Here is a 17,394-nt window from a genome sequence, read left to right as displayed (position 1 = left end):
CGGGTCGGGTCGTCAGCCGTCTTGGTAGTGTCAGAATGGGTTTGCTGCGGGCAGGCGGGGGCGCACTGTTGCCCCGCCCGCAGCGATCTTGATGATCCCTTCGGACCAGCTCTTACTGGGCGCCTTGGGCAGCCAGCTCGAACCAGTTGAAGTGCTCCGTGCTCAGCAGGACGAGGTGAATCATCGCTGCCAGCAGGAACAGAAAGACGCCTTGCGCAACGAACACGCGGCGAGGATCAAAAATGAGCCAGATCTTGTAGAACTTTGCCATGTCTTGTCCTTACCAACCGTTCGCGAACCAGGGACGCCAGATGTACGTTGCCAAGTGAGCGACAACGGCCACGGCTGTGAAAAGCCAGAGCCCGCTCATGTAGACAGCGTGCAATTCTTGCGCCTGCTCGTCTGTAAGACCTGTAAAAGACAGGTTTTCAGCCATAGTCATTCCTCCGGAAATCAATGCTGACGCCGCGCACCCCGCGGCCGGGTCCTTTGGGGTCACCCCCTCCGGGCTCTGTCCACCTGCAGGCAGGCGTCCAGTCTCGTGTCTCGGCAGGCGCACACAGGCCGAGAGAACTCATAAGCTCGCGCGAAAGCGGGCCCGTTAGAAAATATGTCGGGACTGATCTCACGCGTTGAAGATCATCGGCGTGATGATCCGCGCCTGGGTCCAGGCCCGGGCCATCGGGCCCTTGTCAGTAAAGCTGCGCGACTTGATCGCGGCCAGCGCCCAGGTCAGGTAGGCCAGCGGCAAGGTCGCCACAAAGATGATCGCGAAATAGACCATGAACTCGGTCTTCTCGCCGTTGCGCTTTCTGGCGGGTGCCTCGGTCGCCATGTTCGATGTCATGTCAGTCATGCTGTTCCTCCCTCGGAAACGTTGTCTGACGACCCGGCCAAGGCCGGATCCTTCATATCGGACGACCCCGCCAAAGCGGGATCGAGAGCGCGCACAGTTTCAATCACAACCCGGTCCGCACCTTGCGCGAGGGCTGCTTGCTCAGCCGCATCGCGCAAAGTCTTTGCCGCGGAAATCCGGGTCAGGATGGGATGCTGGGCCACGATCCGGTCCAGCATGGCCTGCGCGTCTTCATCCCATGGGAAATCGCGGCGCAGTGTCGTCGGGGTCGCCTCGGCCGCATCCATATCGGTGGCCAAAGGCAGAATGTGAAAGAGTGCGTCAAAGAGGCCATTGCAGACTTCTTGAATGACGTAGGTTGCGCCCGCATATCCCATAAATGGGGTACCCGTGGCCCGGCGAATGGCAGCGCCGGGAAAAGACGCAGGAATGAACGCAGGGCTTGGCCCATGCCCACCCTTCAGCTCCGCCAGATACATCTTTTCATTGATGGACCCGAAAACGACAAGGGGGCGCTTCTGGCCCATCCAGGCGCGCACTTCCTCGTTGTTGGTCTTCTTGCCCGCAACGCGCGCCGTCGCGAAAGCGCACGGCAGACCCATGTCGTCCTCTAGGAACAGACGCAGGCCTCGGGCATAGGTCTCGTTCGCCACGACCGCAAAGGATGCGGTGGCAAAGAAATCCTGCGTGACAGACCGCCAAAGGTCCCACACAGGCTTGAGCGTCGAATGCTTTTCGCACTCGATAAAAGGTTCGGGGTCGAGGTCCACCAAATTCCCCAGTGCGCGCAGGAACTTGGTGGTACTCTCGACCCCTATCGGGGCTTGTAGATACGGCTTGGCAAGAAGCTCGCTCAACCCGCGCCCGAACTCGCGGTACATGCAGATGTTCACATCCGCATTCACCAGATTTCGCATGTCGGCCACATGGGCGCCCAAGGGCATCACCATGTTGACCTCGCAGCCGATCCCTTCGACCAGCCTGCGGATCTCGGCCAGATCGGATGGCATGTTGAACGTGCCATACATCGGACCAAGGATATTAACGCGAGGACGCGCACCTTCCTCGCGTTTCTTCTCGGGCGGCATCCGACCCTTGGTCATACCGAACTCGGTAAAGATCCAGGTCATCGCCCGATCCGCCGCTTCCCACTGATCCTCATCAATGGTGCGCGGCAGGAATCTCTGAATATTCGTGCCTTGGGGGGTCACGCCCCCGCCGATCATCTCGGCAATGGAACCGGTCACGACCACTGCAGGCAGCGCCGGGTCCAACGTGCCCCAAGCCCGCTTCATCGCGCCTTCGGTCCCGTCACGGCCCAACTCTTCCTCGCCCAGACCCGTGGTCACGATGGGCAACTCATGGGGCGGCAAGGCATCGGTGTAGTGCAGGACAGAGGTCACCGGCAGGTTCTCACAGCCGACAGGGCCGTCGATCACACATTGCAGACCCTTCACAGCGCAAAAGGCGTAAACCGCGCCCCAATATCCCCCGGCCCGATCGTGATCCATGATCAGCATGTCCAACCCTCCCGGACATGAAGCGCAAGGGCATGGCAGCGCCGCGGGGTGGGCAGTATGCCCGCCCCGGGGGGGCGGTGCGGGCATGCCCGGCCTATCGACCGGGCGCGGGATATGTTCCACGCGCCGCGCACTAAATCATCTCCGCCGCCTTCGCGGCCTTCTGCTGACGTTCCAGCTTCTTCAGGTTCTGCGCCCGGAAATCGGGCCGCGTATTCGGCGCACCTTCCCAGACACCAGCCGTGTCACCTTCACCCACACCTTCGAAGAAGGCTTTCATGTGATCCATGCGCCCTTTGTTGGCGATGGCAGCATTGATGACCTCGGCCAGCGATCCTGCCCCGGCCACACCCATCAGCGGTCGCGCTGAAATCAGGTTGGTGAAATAGAGACCCGGAATACCCAGCTCCTTCGCCTTCTGCACAACCGGCGTCGTGCCAATGGCGAGATCGGGCTGTACCGCTTCCATCGCCGCACAATCATCTTCCAGCGACGCGCGGAATGTCACCTTCACGCCCTTGGTCTCAAGCCACGCCTGATCGTCCGCGTTCCACCGCGTCCGCGGACAGGCCGTACCCACATAAGGCACCTCCGCCCCGCTCTCGATCAACAGGCGGGCGACCAGCAATTCGGACCCTTCATAGCCCGAAAGGGTGATGGTCCCCTTGATCGGGGTCGCGGCCAACGCGCCGGAAATCGCAGGCAGAACGGCATTCTGTGCCTCGGCAATCTGCTCAGCCGAACAGCCATGCGCATCGCCAATGGCCTTGAGCCACGCCGCCGTCCCATCCCGGCCCACAGGGGCCGAGCCAACAATAGGCCGACCAGCAGCCTCGAACTCACGCACGGCGCTGGTGTAAAACGGATGCACCGCCGCCACGACGGACGCATCCAGAGCTGCATAAAGCTCCCGCCACTCACGACACGGCACCACCGGCCCTGCAGCCAGCCCCAAAGGCGCCAGCATTTGCCCGATCATCATCGGGTCCGCCGGGAACATCTCTCCCAGCAACGCTACGGTCGGGCGATCAGATTTCCCACCCACGGGCGCAGCCACCGGCCCTGCCTCCACTTCGGCGCGGGCATAGTTCAGCATGGCCCCGGCCAGAACATCCTTGGCCTCGGCATGGGTGGGAATACCAAACCCGGGCACGTCGATTCCGACGATCCGAACCCCATTGATCTCATCCGGCAACAGCCGCAGCGGCACGCCAGAGGCCGTCGGCACACACAGGTTCGTCACGACAATGGCGTCATATTTGTCTGGGTCCGCCAGATCATGAACAGACTCGCGAATGTCCTCGAACAGCTTTCCGGTCACCAAAGTCTCAGAATTGAAAGGCACATAGCCAACAGACCGCCGCGCCCCGTAGAAATGGGACACAAAGGTCAGGCCATACACACAGCAGGCAGAGCCGGACAAAACAGTCGCTACCCGGCGCATCCGCAAGCCCACACGCAACGACCCGAAGGCCGGGCACATGCTCTGCGGCTTGTCATGGGGACCTTGCGGATAGTCGGCAGCAAACTTGTCCAACATCTCGGAGTTGCCCGCCATCCGCGCAGCCTTTTCCATCTCGGAGCCTGAATGACAGCCCAGACCGTCAACAGGGGCCTCCACCGCAGGCATCTCTGCCTCGCGCGGGTGGCCCTTGGTCACCTCCACCGTATCGGCGGCGTCATATGTGACCTTGGTGCTCATGCGTCGTCATACACCACTTCAAGGGACTCTTTCGGCGCTGCATTCTTGCCGCGCATGTCCATGTCAGTGGCCGGGATCAATTCAATGCCCGCCCCCGTCTCGGACCCGTCAAAAAGATCAAGCAGCCCATCCTGCGACAAGGGTGCGGGACGCACCGGCGGTGCGACGGCCACGTTCTCTCCCAGGGCAGCAAACAGGGCACCCCATTGTGACGTGTCCGTGCCGACAATCTGATAATTCGCGGATTTCTTGCGCAGGTCATCATCCTGCGGGATCGAGGCAAGCACCGGAATATCCACGGCCTCGGCAAAGGCCTGCGCCTCGCCCGACCCGTCATCCTTGTTGACGACCAACCCGGCCACACCGACATTGCCGCCCAGCTTACGGAAATACTCCACCGCCGAACAGACGTTGTTGGCCACATAAAGCGACTGCAGATCATTCGACGCGACCAGGATCACTTTCTGCGCCATGTCCCGCGCAATGGGCAGACCAAAGCCGCCACAGACCACGTCACCAAGGAAATCCAGCAGGACGTAGTCAAAATCCCAATCGTGAAAGCCCAGCTTCTCCAGCAGCTCAAAGCCGTGGATGATGCCGCGCCCACCGCAGCCACGACCCACTTCCGGGCCACCAAGCTCCATGGCAAACACACCGCCGCGCTTGAAGCAGACGTCGCCAATGGCAACCTCTTCACCCGCCAGCTTCTTCTTGGTCGAAGTCTCGATGATGGTCGGGCAGGCCTTGCCACCAAACAACAGGCTGGTGGTGTCAGACTTCGGGTCACACCCGATCAGCAGCACACGCTTGCCCTGCTCCGCCATCATGTGGCTCAGGTTGGCGAGGGTGAAGGATTTGCCAATCCCCCCCTTGCCATAGATCGCGATGATCTGCGTGTCCTTCGTCGCCTCAGCGGGCAGCACGTCGGCCAAATCTTCATTGGCCTCATCGCGCAGGCGCTGATCGAAATCCTTAAGATTAGGAACCTCGTCTTTCATGCTTCAGTGCTCCCAATCCAAAATCATCTTCAGGCAGGCCCCATCCGTGAATGCCTGCTCATAGGCCGCGTGCGCATCAGCAGCGAGCCGGGTGTGTGTGATCAATCCGTCCAGCCGCAGCGCTCCGCACTCGACCAGCGCGCGGGTTGCGGCCAGATCCTCGCGGGTCCACTCGGCCGCCACACGGAACCGCGCCTCTTTCATGAAAGCGGGCGGAAAGGCGAAAGACAAAGGCGCGGAATAGAACCCGGCCAAGACAATCTCACCACCCTTGGCGATGCGACCGACCAGATCGTTCAACAGGCTCTCCTGCCCCGACGCGTCATAGATCGACCGGTAGTCACGGCGCTTGTCATCGTCAGGATGCAGCACCTCGTACCCCTGCGCGCCCTTACGACGGGCAGGGTCAATCTCCCACACCTTCGGCGCAGGCGCGCCCGAGGCGATGGTCAACCGGGCCAGCAACCGGCCAAGCACACCGTGGCCCACGATCAGGTCCGGCACGGCCTTGTTCATACCTGCCATTGCGTGACGGGCTGTAGCGGCCAAGGCCAGCAATGCGCCCTCCGCCCCCAACTTGGGATCAATACGGGTCACACGCTCGCTGTCGGTGACCAGCGTTTTCGCCGCCCCACCAAACAGGCCAAAGGCACCTTCAAAGCAATTCGACCCCGGCACGAACACACGGTCGCCGGGCTTGAACCCGGTCAGCACACCGGCCTCTACCACTTCACCAGTAGCCTCGTAGCCCGGCACCAGTGGATAGCCCATGCCCGGAAACGGGGGCATGTCGCCCGACCAGAACAGTTTCTCTGTTCCCGTGGAAATTCCGGAATGTGTGACTTCGACAACCAGATCACCTGCCCCCGGCGCCGTCAGCGCCAGCGTGTCGACATCAAGGTCTTTGGGACCTTTCAGTAGGACGGCAGAAGTGTCCAAGGTCATCTCCATGTTCGGGCGCCGCAATTGCCCGGTTTCCTTTGAAAGAGACTCAGGGCGACGCTTTGTCGTTATGTGTCATTCTAGTTGGACATATCATTGTGTCAATTAGATTGGACACTTTCCTGTAAATCAGATCGGACGCACCGCTGTCACAACGCGCGTGACATAGGTGCGTGCAGGCGTCGGACAGCGCACCTGGTCAAAGCCCGCCTCGATCAAAAGCGCACTGATCTCCTCCGCAGATCGGGCGCGTCCCGTCTGCATCGCCATCGTGTAAAATGCGAAATACACGTCCCCTGCCCGCTCGGGCCGGGCACCGCCGCCCATCGGCTCGGACACGATCAACCGCCCGCCAGGAGGCAAGGCATCATGCACCGATGCCAGCAAGGCGCGCACTGTGTCATCGGAATGATCATAAAGAACGCGGACCAGTGAAATCGCATCCGCGCCCTCGGGCAAGGCATCCTCGCGGAACGACCCGGGCGCGATGGTCACCCGGTCGGCCATCCCCGCCGCATCAAACCGCGCCTGTGCATCCGGCACCACGGGCGCTAGATCGAACAGCGTCATCTGCATCGTCCGGTTGGCCTGACCCGCCGCTTCCAGAAACGCCCCCGTGCCGCCGCCGATATCCAGAAGGTGCTGCACATCTTTCAGCGATACGGTCCGCAACGTGTCCTCAGCCACCAAGCGCTGAGACTGCGCCATCAGGTCGGAATAGACCGCTGCATCACCCGCATCCACATCGCCACCAAAGACATAAGGCCAGAACTGGCTCAGCTTCGTTTCGTCCGGCTTGCGCAGCAACGCCACCGGATCGCGCAGATCATCATAGAATGCCTTGTGATGCCGGATCATCGCCTCCAGCCCCGGCACGCCCATCAGGGCCGCCCCCTTGCGCGCCAGCGCAAAACGATCCCTCTTGCGTTTGAGCAGCCCCAGCGCGGCCGCCGCTTGCAACAGGACCCGCATCCGATCCTCAGGCACATCACAGGCGCGCCCCAATGTCTCGGCTGTCTGTGGCCCCGCTCGCAACCGCCGGAACAGGTCCAGCTCCACCAAAGCCATCAAAACCTGGCTTTGCACAAACCCCTGCACCACATCGAACAGCGCGGCCCCATCGGCCCGCGCCCGCGATCGGGTCAGTGGAAACTTGCTGGCCCAACTTTGAAATCCGGGCCGCGCGACCAGCCGGTTCAACCAGCCGCTGACCCTATACTTGGGCCAACCGGGCAGGTCATGCGCCTCACTTGTCATTCGCCCGGCACGCGGGATGGAGACACAACAGGCGTCAGCCGCTCCGCATACATCCGCACCATCTCGGCGAGCTGCGCCTCGCCCGGGCAACTCGGGATCGAGGCAATCGCCCCACCCAGAATATCCTTGAGGCGGCTGATCGCCCCCTGCACGCCAAATGAGGCCACCGCATTCGGGCGCCCATGCAGATCGTCTTGACCCGCAGGCTTGCCAAGGGTTGCCTCGTCATACAGCGCATCGCGCAAGTCATCGGCCACCTGGAAAGCCTCGCCAATCCGGTCGCCCAGCTCAAACCACGGCTCGGCATCCTGCCCTGCCGCGATGGCGCCCATCTGCGTGGCCGCAATGAACAGCGCCCCGGTCTTGGCCTGATGGTAGGCCTTCAGATCCACCTGATCCTCGCTCTCCCATCCCTGCCCTGCGCAAATGCCACCGGGCATGCCGGTGCGTTGGGCCAGGGTCATGATCAACTGCGCCACCCGCTCGGGCGCATGCCCCGACTGGCGGGCCAAGGTTTCAAAGGCCAGCACGATCAGGCTGTCGCCCGCCAGCACGGCCAGCGGCTCGGAATAGGCACGATGCACCGACGCCTTGCCGCGGCGCATATCCGCATCGTCAAAACACGGCAGATCATCATGGACGAGGGACGCGCAATGGACCATCTCCAGCGCCGATGCCGCCGCGTTAGAGACTGCCGGACGATCATCACCGCAGGCCATCGCAACAGACATGAGAATGGTCGGGCGGATGCGGGCACCACCGGGGGCCGTCGCGTAATACAAAGCGCTCGCAAGCTTCGGCGGGGTCGCCCGTCCAGCCCCCTGCCCTACACCCACAGCCTCGGCAATCGCCGTCTCGATCCGCGTGCTCAGGCCCATGCGCGTCGCTCCCTTTCGGTATAAATGTCACTTTAAGCGTACACTAAAGTGTAAATCATACTGGACACATTGCCTGTCACGAGTCAACATTCCACCCGATGACCCATGTCATAGCCCCCGCCCCGCAACGCGCCGTGATCATCGGCGCGGGCATCGCCGGCCTTGCCTGCGCGGCCCGGCTGCGGGCGGCGGGCTTTGCGGTGACACTGCTGGAACGGCACGCGGCCGTCGGTGGCAAAATCCGCGCGGTCCCTTCCAAGGCAGGCCCCATCGACGCAGGCCCCACCGTGCTGACGATGCGGCACGTCTTCGACGACCTCTTTGCGCAACTGGGCACAACGCTCGAAGACCATGTGAAGCTGATCAAACAGAACGAACTGGCCCGCCACTTCTGGCCGGACGGCAGCACACTCAGTCTCTATGCGGACGAAGAGCGCAACATCGGCGCGCTCCGCAGCTTTGGCGGCAACGATGCAGTTGCAGACTTCCTCAAATTCACCAAACGCACGCGCCAGCTCTTCACGGCCTTCGACGCGCCCATGATGCAGGCCCCCGAGCCCAAACTCGGCGCCCTCACCAAACACGTGCTGAAACAGCCCTACCTCATCCCGGCCATGGCCCCACTGTCGACACTCAAAACTCTGCTCAAACGCAGCTTCCGCGACCCAAGGCTGCGGCAACTCTTTGGCCGCTACGCCACCTATGTCGGCGGCAGCCCCACCCATGCCCCTGCCATCCTGTCGCTGATCTGGCAGGCCGAGGCCAACGGGGTCTGGGTGGTCAAGGGCGGGATGCATAGGCTGACGCAGGCACTGCTCCATGTGCTGGACACCAACGGCGTCGACACCGTGACAAACGCGCATGTGGACCGGATCGAAGTCCGGAACGGGCGGGCGATTGCCGTCCAGTTGCTGGACGGAACCCGCCTGCCCTGCGACGTGCTGGTACATGCGGGCGACCCAAGGGCGCTAGCCACGGGCGCACTCGGACCCGACACCGCGCAGATCGCCCCACAAACGGCCAGGGCCAAACGCAGCTTCTCCGCCCGCGTGCTCAGCTTCGCCGCCACACCGCACGGACCAGACCTCGCCCACCACAACGTCTTCTTCGCCGAAGACGCGCAGGCCGAATTCCGCGACCTCATGGCCGGGCGCGTGCCCCAAAACCCCAGCTTCTACATCTGCGCTCTCGACCGCGGCCAGGGAACCAACGCGCCCCAGCTCGAACGGTTCGAGATCATTACAAACGCCCCCGCAACAGCGGACACCCAGCCCGAGGACCTCTCGCCATGGCTTCATCAGATCACGCACCAGATGGTGCAGCACGGGATCAGCTTCAGCCCGACCCCGGATACGACAACGATAACGACGCCCCAAGCGTTCGGGCAGATGTTCCCGGCCACGCGCGGCGCACTTTACGGTCAGACGCCGCACGGGCTGACAGCCGCCCTGCAACGCCCCACGGCCCGAACGCAGATCCCGAACCTCTACCTCGCGGGGGGCGGGACACACCCGGGGGCGGGTGTGCCCATGGCCACCCTCTCCGCTCGGCACGCGGTCGATGCGATCTTGAGCGACCAAATTTCAACGTCGAGGTTGGGCCAAACGGCTATGCGTGGTGGTATGTCGACGGCTTAAGCGATTGCGGCACCCGCGCCGTCTCGGTCATCGGCTTCATAGGCTCGGTGTTCTCACCCTGGTACCGCTGGTCCGGGCGCAAGAACCCGCAAAACCACGTCTGCATCAACGTCGCCACCTATGGCAAAGGCGGCCGATTCACGATGACAGACCGGGGCACCTCCGCGCTCCGGCAAACGGCCTCAAGGTTCGAAGTCGGCCCCTCAATGATGCGATGGGAAAACGACACGCTCGTGATCGACATCGACGAAATCTCATCTCCCCCGCTGATCTCGCGGATCAAGGGACAAATCCGAGTCATCCCCTCGGCGCTCACCAATGTCGAGCTCGCCCTCACGGACGACAGCAGCCACGTCTGGCGCCCCTTCGCCCCACGCAGCCGCATCGAAGTCGACATCGACCGCCCCGGCTGGCAGTGGTCGGGCGAAGGCTACTTCGACGCCAATTTCGGCACACGCGCACTGGAAGAAGACTTTTCGTACTGGACCTGGGGTCGCTACCCGACCGGGGACGGCGCCACCTGCTTTTACGACGCCACACGGCTCGACGGCTCAGAACTCGCCGCAGGCTTCCATTTCGACGAAACGGGCAAAGCCACCAGCATCCCACTCCCGCCCAAAGCCCCCATCCGCCGCTCGCTCTGGGCGGTCAAACGCGAAACGCGCGGAGACGCAGGCGCCAAAGCCCGCCAAGTGCAAAACATGCTCGACGCGCCGTTCTACTCCCGCTCGGCCGTGGAAACGACACTGAACGGCGAACGGACCACAGGCGTGCACGAAGCGCTCGACCTCACCCGCTTCCGCTCGCCCCTGATCAAACCCATGCTCGCCGTCCGCGTGCCAAGGCGCAGCAAATGGACCTTCACCTGAGGCACGGTGCGCGACAAACGCTCACCCTACGGACCCCGAAAAACACCCCGCAGTGCCATCGCCTGACCGCGGGGAGGCAACCCACCACACGTTTCCGGGCACTTTATGGAAGCAACCATGGCGCGACAGGCCTACAACCACAAAGGCCAGCCCAATCGCCTGACCGGGGGCGGTCAGACGATGGCACGGCGGCGGCCAGGGGCCTCCTCTATTCCGTGCCGGATAGTTAGGTGAACGGCAGCTTTGAGCCCTGTATGACCAATGCAGCACCCAGCACGAATGTCGCCTTCGATACATCAACCTGGCCTTGGCGACCGGTCCCAGTTTGAGAATTTCGGGTGGGCAAGTCACTGTCCACCCGAAATAGAAGGAACACTATTTCGTAGGATGGCGCCCGACCCGCTTGCCTGGGGCTGGTTAAAAAGGCGGCCTATGGTGAAGAGGCGGCGGGCGTTCAATCTCTGCAGGGAGGCCGACGTCATTCTTTAGATAATCCGGCAACTCCACGGGCCCGCGCGGAACAGAACGCGCTTTGTGGGGGCGGCGGGCCAAAACGGCCGCAAGGCGCAGCAATAGGCCGCGCGACCGGCTGAGTGGGATGTAAAGGGATAAGCTTGGCATTGTTCTCTCCATTGATGATGGAAAGCCGCCACATGAGTAAAAACACTAAAAAGGCCGCTCATGAGGCGGCCTTCAGATCGGAAACCTGTCAGACCGCGTTAACGGGCTACTGCGCCTGGCGCGCGAAGCATTGGGGTCTGACAATTGATCATATCTGAATCTCTCCTGAATCAGGGTTTCCAGTTTCGCTGGTTAACAGCCAGACATGTCTCACTCAACAACTTAGACGCGTATCGGTCGATTTCTGCCGGATCGTGAATTCAAGCCAGGGCTACCGCTGATGCCGCGCGCGTTTCGAGGTCGCAAATGAGTCCATGTTGACCGATGCTGCGTCTTGCATGAATGTCTGGTTCACCAAAGTTGTGAATATACCGAGGATGCAGAGTGATAAGAGATCTTAGTTGTGAGGATTTGCGGCCTGTCTGCGATTTACTTAGGTCAACACAAGACGCTCATGCCTCTCAATATCCGTGTATTTACCGCAGTGTTGATGAGGATTCAGACCTATTGGGTATCATCGAAACGCAGATGTCTCATCCCGGCGCAATCGCCCTTTGTCATGTGCAGGATGGCACGGTTTCAGGTTATCTCTTGGCCGTCATTTCAGACGTTTCCTCCGGCGGCATCCTCGTACCACGTCGCATTGCTATGCTTAACGAAATAGCCGTACATGAGCAGCATAGAAGACAAGGTATCGCTGACAAACTCATGGAAGAGATGATCAGGCGTGCACTCGAAAAAGGGGCGTCGGCAGTGCGGGCATCTCATGCAGTTTTCAATCAAGCATCAGCAAGGCTTCTCGAACGTCATGGCTTTCTGCCTGTTACCATGACGGTCGAACGAGATTTAAACTAGCTAACCGGACCTGCGCCCTCCGTGCGCGAACGGCAGCAAAGTCCCGCATCTCGCTCTCAAGCCGGTCCAACGCAAGCCCGTGGGCCGGTGTCGCACCATACATTCGGCAGCGCTTAATAGCCGCCAAACACATCCCACAAAAATTCTGTCCGGCACAGACACCAAAACACCAGCCCGCCGGAACGGGCTTGTGTTGGACCGGCGCCTTCGGCTTGTTCCGGTCCTGTCAGCGCGTCGAAAATACGGGCAGCTGGTCTGGCGAAAGCCCCCTCACCCCGCCTGCACAGACCCCTTAGCCGCCTCATCCCGGTTCAACCGCCACACCTCGGCGTTCAATCCCCCCGCAATCGTGACCCAAGCCAGATACGGCACGAACAGCACCCCCGCGAGCGTATCGACCTGCCACAGCGCCAGCATCGCACTCAGCACCGTCACCCACAGCACCCCGATAATCGCCATGCCCAACCGGATATTTCGCAAACCAAAGAACACCGGCGTCCACAGCCCGTTGAACGCGATCTGCATCGCCCAGAACGCCATGGCGACCCCGTTGCCCTCTGCCATCGCGGCCCGGGCACCGGCCACCGCCATGCAGACGTACAGCACAATCCACGTCACCGGGAACACCCAGTCGGGCGGGGTCCAGCTTGGCTTGTTCAGCGCGCGGTACCATGGGCCCGGCGGGAACAACCCACCGGTTACGCCCGCGCCAAGACAGGCGGCGAAGAAGATGCAGAACAAAAGCCAGAACATGAGGGTCACGTAACCCGTGCGCGGGTCCCGATCAAGCTTGCCCGATCCGCCTGTCGCTTGGCTTCCAGCGAGGCCAGCGCTTCGAACAGACTGTCACTGCGGCTAGGCCGCGCCCCGGTGGCGGCAGCATCGACCAGAAACTGCACCTCGGGCAGCGGCTTGGCATAAAGGACGGCCGATTGCGGCATGACCATGCTGGTCCCGCTCAGCGCCACCGATTGCGCCAGCCACCCCAGCTTCTGTGCCTTCGATGTCCGCGCCCGAGCGGAGATGCTGTCATACCCCATCCCCGTCAGCCGCCCACCGATGCCCGCATAGATGAACCGCGCCGCATAAATCCCCGGACGGCACCCGCGCGGCAGCGCGGCAATCCCCGCTTCTGACCTGTAATAGAGCCTGTTCGCCTCCATCACCAACCGCTTGACCATCGCCCGCACCGCCTTGGTCGGGCGCGGGTCGGCAAAGAAGCCCTCGGGCGTCATCCCCGCCTCTTCCAGCCACTCTGTCGGCAGGTACAAACGGCGCTCCAGCGCGTCTTCGCCCACGTCGCGGGCAATATTCGTCAGCTGCATGGCCACGCCCAGATCACAAGCCCGCGCCAGCGCATCCGCATCGCGCGCACCCATCAGCACGCACATCATCGCGCCCACCGCAGACGCCACCCGCGCCGAATAGTCTTTCACGCCGGACAGCGACGCGTAGGTCCGCGCATCCGCATCCCATGCCAGTCCCTCAAGCAGCGCATCCGGCAAGGCACGCGGCATCTCGAACTGCTCCACAACAGCGGCAAAGGCCCGGTCCGGCGCCGCGTCTTTCGGTCTTCCGGCATAAACCAGATCCAGCCGATCCCGCAGGCGCAGCACGGCCTCCACCTTCTCGGCCTTCAGGTCCACCTCGTCATCCGCCAACCGGCAGAACGCATAAAGCGCCAGCGCCGGGTCGCGCACCCGCGTGGGCAACAGCTTCGATGCCGCGTGAAACGACAGCGACCCATGGCGGATCGCCTCGGTACAAGCCTCAAGGTCACGTGGATCGATCATGTCACCGCATCCGGCACCAACTGCGCCAGAACCTCCGCCGTTGAAATCACCCCCGGCACACCCGCGCCGGGGTGGGTCCCCGCACCCACCAGGTACAGCCCCTCGGCCTCTTCACTCACATTGTGAGGCCGGAACCAGGCTGACTGTAAAATCCGCGGTTCGATCGAGAAACCCGCCCCATGCGGCGACAGATACCGATCGCGGAAGGTCTCGGGCGTGAAAACCTGTTCGGTGATGATTTTCGATCCTAACCCGGGCAAAAGCTGATCTTCGAGCACAGCCAAAACCTTGGCCTTGTAGGCCTCCGCCTCCGTCGCCCAATCTACACCGCCATGACCCAGATGCGGAACCGGCGACAGTACATAGAACGTATCATCCCCCTCCGGCGCGACGGACGGATCGGTGACAGACGGACGATGCACATACAGGCTCATGTCCTCCGACAACGTGCCCTTGATAAAAATATCTCTCAGCAAGCCAGTATAACGCGGCCCATTCAGGATCGTGTGATGACCCACATCACCCCACTGCCCCCGCGTGCCCTTGGTCCCGAAATACCAGACAAACAGGCTCATCGAATAGCGCGTGCGCTTCAACTTAGCGGGCGTCCAACGCTTCTTGGGCACCTGCCGCATCAACCGATCATAGGTGTGACCGGCATCGGCGTTGGATACGACCACATCAGCGCCCAGCTCCAGCCCCGACTCCAACCGCACCCCACGCACACGACCGTTGTCGACAACAATTTCGTCAACCACAGTGTCCATCAGCAGCGTACCGCCCTGATCCTCGATCACATCGGCCATCTTCCGGGCCATCCCGGCCAACCCACCCATGGCGTAATGCACGCCAAATTCCTTCTCGAGATAGCTCACCAGAATATACATGCTGGTCACATGGGTCGGATCGCCGCCGATAAAGAGCGGGTGAAACGAAAACGCCATGCGCAGCTTTTCATTGCGGAACCGGTGCGCCGCATGGGCATAGACAGAGCGATCAGCCCGCAGCATCCCGAAGGTGGGCAGCACCTTCACCAAATCCCAAAGCTGGTGCATGGACCGCCGGCCCAGATCCTCGAAGCCAAACCAGTACCGCTTGGCACTGTCGCGCAAAAAGGCGTCAAAACCAGCCACATCGCGCGGCTCTATCTTGGCCACCTCTTCCCGCATGGCATCGGTGTCGTGCTGGGCCACGAACTTGGTGCCATCCGGCCAGCGGATTTCATAGAATGGGTCCAAAGACCGCAGATCCACATCGTCGTCGAACCGCCGACCACACGCGGCCCACAACTCACGATAAAGCTGCGGCACGGTCACAATGGTGGGGCCCAGATCAAAGCGATGCCCGTCCTGCCAAATCGCCGATCCACGGCCCCCCGGCACATCCAGCTTGTCAACGACAGTGACGGCATAGCCCTTGGCTCCAAGGCGCATGGCAGCAGCCAACCCACCCAAGCCCGCACCAATGACGATGGCGCGGTTGCCCGCACGGGTCTTCGATTCGATGGGATCAAGGCGTGTCATCTCTTCAAAACAATACGAGTGTCTAGTTTAGTTGACAATTTCTTTTCCACCGATAGGCTAAATCATGTGCCAATGGGCACGCTGCCAGTGCGAATTGATGGACCAGACAACAACCATATCCTTCTTCCGTTTTCCGCGGTGGCGCGACCGGGCATGGGCGCTGACCATGATGGGCGGCGCCCGTCTGGCCATGTCGCGCGTCCCCGATCTCGGGTTCTGGAAACTCTGCGGCTCCGGCACGGGCGAAGGGTTCACGCCTGTGCCCAACACTGCCGTCTATGCCATCCTCTGCACCTGGCCGGACGAAGACACGGCGCGGCAACGCGTGGCACATACCCGCATTTTCCAACGCTACCGCGCCCGTGCCTCCGAAGATTGGACCGTCTTTCTGGCCCCCACCTCCGCCCGCGGCGCCTGGAGCGGCCGAATGCCGTTTTCCCCTGTATCAGAGCCTAAAACCGGGCCACTGGCCGCCCTCACACGCGCCACGATCAAACCCGGTATCCTTACCAAATTCTGGGGCCGCGTCCCTGACATCTCCGCCATGATCGGCAGCGACCCCAACGTAGTCTTCAAGATCGGGATCGGCGAAGTCCCCATGCTCCACCAGGTCACGTTCTCGATCTGGCCCGGGCCGCAGGAAATGGCCCAATTCGCACGCACAAACGGCCCCCACGCCGAAGCAATCCGGGCCGTCCGCGATGGCGCATGGTTTCGCGAAGAGCTTTACGCCCGTTTCGCCATCCTTGGCGACAGCGGCACATGGGACGGCACCAGCCCACTCGCCCAACTGGACCTGACCGCAGCATGACGAAAACGCCCTTTCCCTTCTCCGCCATTGTCGGCCAGGACGACATGAAACTGGCCATGATCCTCACGGCCATCGACCCCGGTATCGGCGGCGTTCTGGTGTTTGGCGATCGGGGCACGGGCAAATCCACCGCCGTGCGCGCCCTCGCCGCCCTCTTGCCCCCGATCACCGCGGTGCAGGGGTGCCCGATCAACGCTGAAACGCACGCAGACTGCCCCGATTGGGCCAATGTAGAGACAAAAAGAACCCGTAAGGTCCCTACTCCGGTCATCGACCTGCCCCTCGGCGCAACCGAGGACCGCGTGGTAGGCGCACTCGACATCGAACGTGCCCTCACACGGGGCGAAAAAGCCTTTGAACCCGGCCTGCTGGCCCGCGCCAACCGCGGTTTCCTCTACATTGACGAGGTCAACCTGCTCGAAGACCACATCGTTGACCTCCTGCTCGACGTCGCCCAGTCCGGCGAAAACGTGGTCGAGCGTGAGGGGCTCAGCATCCGCCACCCTGCCCGCTTTGTGCTGGTGGGTTCCGGCAACCCCGAGGAAGGCGAATTGCGGCCCCAACTGCTCGACCGTTTCGGTCTGTCGGTCGAAGTGCGCAGCCCCAATGATGTGGCCCAAAGGATCGAAGTCATCAAACGCCGCGACGCGTTCGAGAGCGATTTCGACACCTTCATGGCGACCTACGCACGCGAAGACGCCAAGATCCGCCGCAAGATCCTCGCCGCCCGCAAGCTCCTGCCGCAGATCGAAACGCCTGACGCCATCCTGCACGATTGCGCCGAACTGTGCATCGCACTCGGCAGCGACGGGTTGCGCGGCGAGTTGACCCTCCTGCGCGCCGCCCGTGCCTTGGCAGCCTTCGACAAGAAGAAAGTGCTCACCCGCGACCATCTCAAGCGCATCGCGCCCATTTCCCTGTCCCACCGGTTGCGCCGCGATCCGCTGGACGAAGCCGGCAGCACCACCCGCGTCACCCGCACGGTCGACGCTGTGCTGGCATGACGGGCGCGGCGGACGGCACGTCCGCCTTACGATTGCGCACTGCCCTTGCATCATACCGTAGGGCGGGGTTCACCCCGCCAAACCACTTATCCCACAGCGTGCACCGCTTAACCGCATCACCACCCACA

17 protein-coding genes are annotated in these 17,394 nt (G+C 62.2%); 5 read left to right on the top strand and 12 right to left on the bottom strand.

What is annotated here, in order from left to right; all coding sequences use genetic code 11:
- Window positions 1–112: 112 nt before the first annotated feature.
- The 9 genes from pufA to Q1A75_RS12060 form a co-directional block, all read right to left on the bottom strand.
- Complete coding sequence (gene pufA, locus Q1A75_RS12100) at window positions 113–271, bottom strand: light-harvesting antenna LH1, alpha subunit (RefSeq protein ID WP_189371632.1); 159 nt, start codon at window positions 269–271, stop codon at window positions 113–115.
- Window positions 272–280: 9 nt separating this feature from the next.
- Entirely contained in the window at window positions 281–436 is a 156-nt protein-coding gene (gene pufB, locus Q1A75_RS12095; protein ID WP_039688894.1) for a light-harvesting antenna LH1, beta subunit, read from the bottom strand.
- Between the two features lie 189 nt (window positions 437–625).
- Window positions 626–856 (bottom strand): cytochrome PufQ, encoded by a 231-nt coding sequence (gene pufQ / locus Q1A75_RS12090; protein ID WP_299555624.1) that lies wholly within the window; start codon window positions 854–856, stop codon window positions 626–628.
- Window positions 853–2,376, bottom strand: a complete 1,524-nt coding sequence (bchZ, locus tag Q1A75_RS12085) for a chlorophyllide a reductase subunit Z (RefSeq protein WP_299555626.1) — start codon at window positions 2,374–2,376, stop codon at window positions 853–855. Before bchZ ends, pufQ begins: the two co-directional genes overlap by 4 nt.
- A gap of 133 nt (window positions 2,377–2,509) precedes the next feature.
- Window positions 2,510–4,078, bottom strand: a complete 1,569-nt coding sequence (bchY, locus tag Q1A75_RS12080) for a chlorophyllide a reductase subunit Y (RefSeq protein WP_299555628.1) — start codon at window positions 4,076–4,078, stop codon at window positions 2,510–2,512.
- The gene (locus tag Q1A75_RS12075) at window positions 4,075–5,076 is read right to left on the bottom strand and encodes a chlorophyllide a reductase iron protein subunit X (protein WP_299592311.1); all 1,002 of its coding nucleotides are present in this window, start codon (window positions 5,074–5,076) and stop codon (window positions 4,075–4,077) included. Before Q1A75_RS12075 ends, bchY begins: the two co-directional genes overlap by 4 nt.
- 3 nt (window positions 5,077–5,079) lie before the next feature.
- Window positions 5,080–6,015: a chlorophyll synthesis pathway protein BchC gene (gene bchC / locus Q1A75_RS12070; protein WP_299549726.1), complete on the bottom strand. Its 936-nt coding sequence runs from the start codon at window positions 6,013–6,015 to the stop codon at window positions 5,080–5,082.
- Between the two features lie 132 nt (window positions 6,016–6,147).
- Complete coding sequence (locus tag Q1A75_RS12065) at window positions 6,148–7,275, bottom strand: methyltransferase (RefSeq protein ID WP_299549723.1); 1,128 nt, start codon at window positions 7,273–7,275, stop codon at window positions 6,148–6,150.
- Window positions 7,272–8,153 (bottom strand): polyprenyl synthetase family protein, encoded by an 882-nt coding sequence (locus tag Q1A75_RS12060; RefSeq protein WP_299549720.1) that lies wholly within the window; start codon window positions 8,151–8,153, stop codon window positions 7,272–7,274. The genes Q1A75_RS12065 and Q1A75_RS12060 overlap by 4 nt, the downstream gene beginning before the upstream one ends.
- A 98-nt stretch (window positions 8,154–8,251) precedes the next feature.
- Here Q1A75_RS12060 and crtD point away from each other — a divergent pair, with 98 nt between their 5' ends.
- The 3 genes from crtD to Q1A75_RS12045 all read left to right on the top strand — a co-directional run bounded on the left by crtD (window position 8,252) and on the right by Q1A75_RS12045 (window position 12,135).
- Complete coding sequence (crtD, locus tag Q1A75_RS12055) at window positions 8,252–9,790, top strand: 1-hydroxycarotenoid 3,4-desaturase CrtD (protein ID WP_299549717.1); 1,539 nt, start codon at window positions 8,252–8,254, stop codon at window positions 9,788–9,790.
- Window positions 9,791–9,819: 29 nt separating this feature from the next.
- Window positions 9,820–10,659, top strand: coding sequence for a carotenoid 1,2-hydratase (gene crtC / locus Q1A75_RS12050; RefSeq protein WP_366142202.1), 840 nt, complete (start codon window positions 9,820–9,822; stop codon window positions 10,657–10,659).
- 1,005 nt (window positions 10,660–11,664) lie between these two features.
- Window positions 11,665–12,135: a GNAT family N-acetyltransferase gene (locus Q1A75_RS12045; protein WP_299549711.1), complete on the top strand. Its 471-nt coding sequence runs from the start codon at window positions 11,665–11,667 to the stop codon at window positions 12,133–12,135.
- A gap of 270 nt (window positions 12,136–12,405) precedes the next feature.
- Here the strand turns inward: Q1A75_RS12045 and Q1A75_RS12040 are convergent, their stop codons facing one another.
- From Q1A75_RS12040 to Q1A75_RS12030, 3 genes are read right to left on the bottom strand one after another with little or no spacing between them, the layout of a single operon-like run.
- Window positions 12,406–12,888, bottom strand: coding sequence for a TspO/MBR family protein (locus Q1A75_RS12040; protein ID WP_299549708.1), 483 nt, complete (start codon window positions 12,886–12,888; stop codon window positions 12,406–12,408).
- Window positions 12,889–12,893: 5 nt separating this feature from the next.
- Complete coding sequence (gene crtB, locus Q1A75_RS12035; RefSeq protein ID WP_299549705.1) at window positions 12,894–13,928, bottom strand: 15-cis-phytoene synthase; 1,035 nt, start codon at window positions 13,926–13,928, stop codon at window positions 12,894–12,896.
- Window positions 13,925–15,451, bottom strand: a complete 1,527-nt coding sequence (locus tag Q1A75_RS12030; protein ID WP_299549702.1) for a phytoene desaturase — start codon at window positions 15,449–15,451, stop codon at window positions 13,925–13,927. The genes crtB and Q1A75_RS12030 overlap by 4 nt, the downstream gene beginning before the upstream one ends.
- A 97-nt stretch (window positions 15,452–15,548) precedes the next feature.
- On the opposite strand from Q1A75_RS12030, the gene crtA reads away from it, so the two are divergent.
- The gene (gene crtA / locus Q1A75_RS12025; RefSeq protein ID WP_299549699.1) at window positions 15,549–16,262 is read left to right on the top strand and encodes a spheroidene monooxygenase; all 714 of its coding nucleotides are present in this window, start codon (window positions 15,549–15,551) and stop codon (window positions 16,260–16,262) included.
- Window positions 16,259–17,266: a magnesium chelatase ATPase subunit I gene (bchI, locus tag Q1A75_RS12020; protein ID WP_299549696.1), complete on the top strand. Its 1,008-nt coding sequence runs from the start codon at window positions 16,259–16,261 to the stop codon at window positions 17,264–17,266. Before crtA ends, bchI begins: the two co-directional genes overlap by 4 nt.
- Window positions 17,267–17,394: the final 128 nt, after the last annotated feature.

It is taken from the genome of uncultured Tateyamaria sp. (genome assembly GCF_947504105.1).
Lineage (GTDB): Bacteria > Pseudomonadota > Alphaproteobacteria > Rhodobacterales > Rhodobacteraceae > Tateyamaria.
The sequence above is the reverse complement of the archived record's forward strand: the minus strand, read 5'-3'. Positions and strand labels throughout refer to the sequence as shown.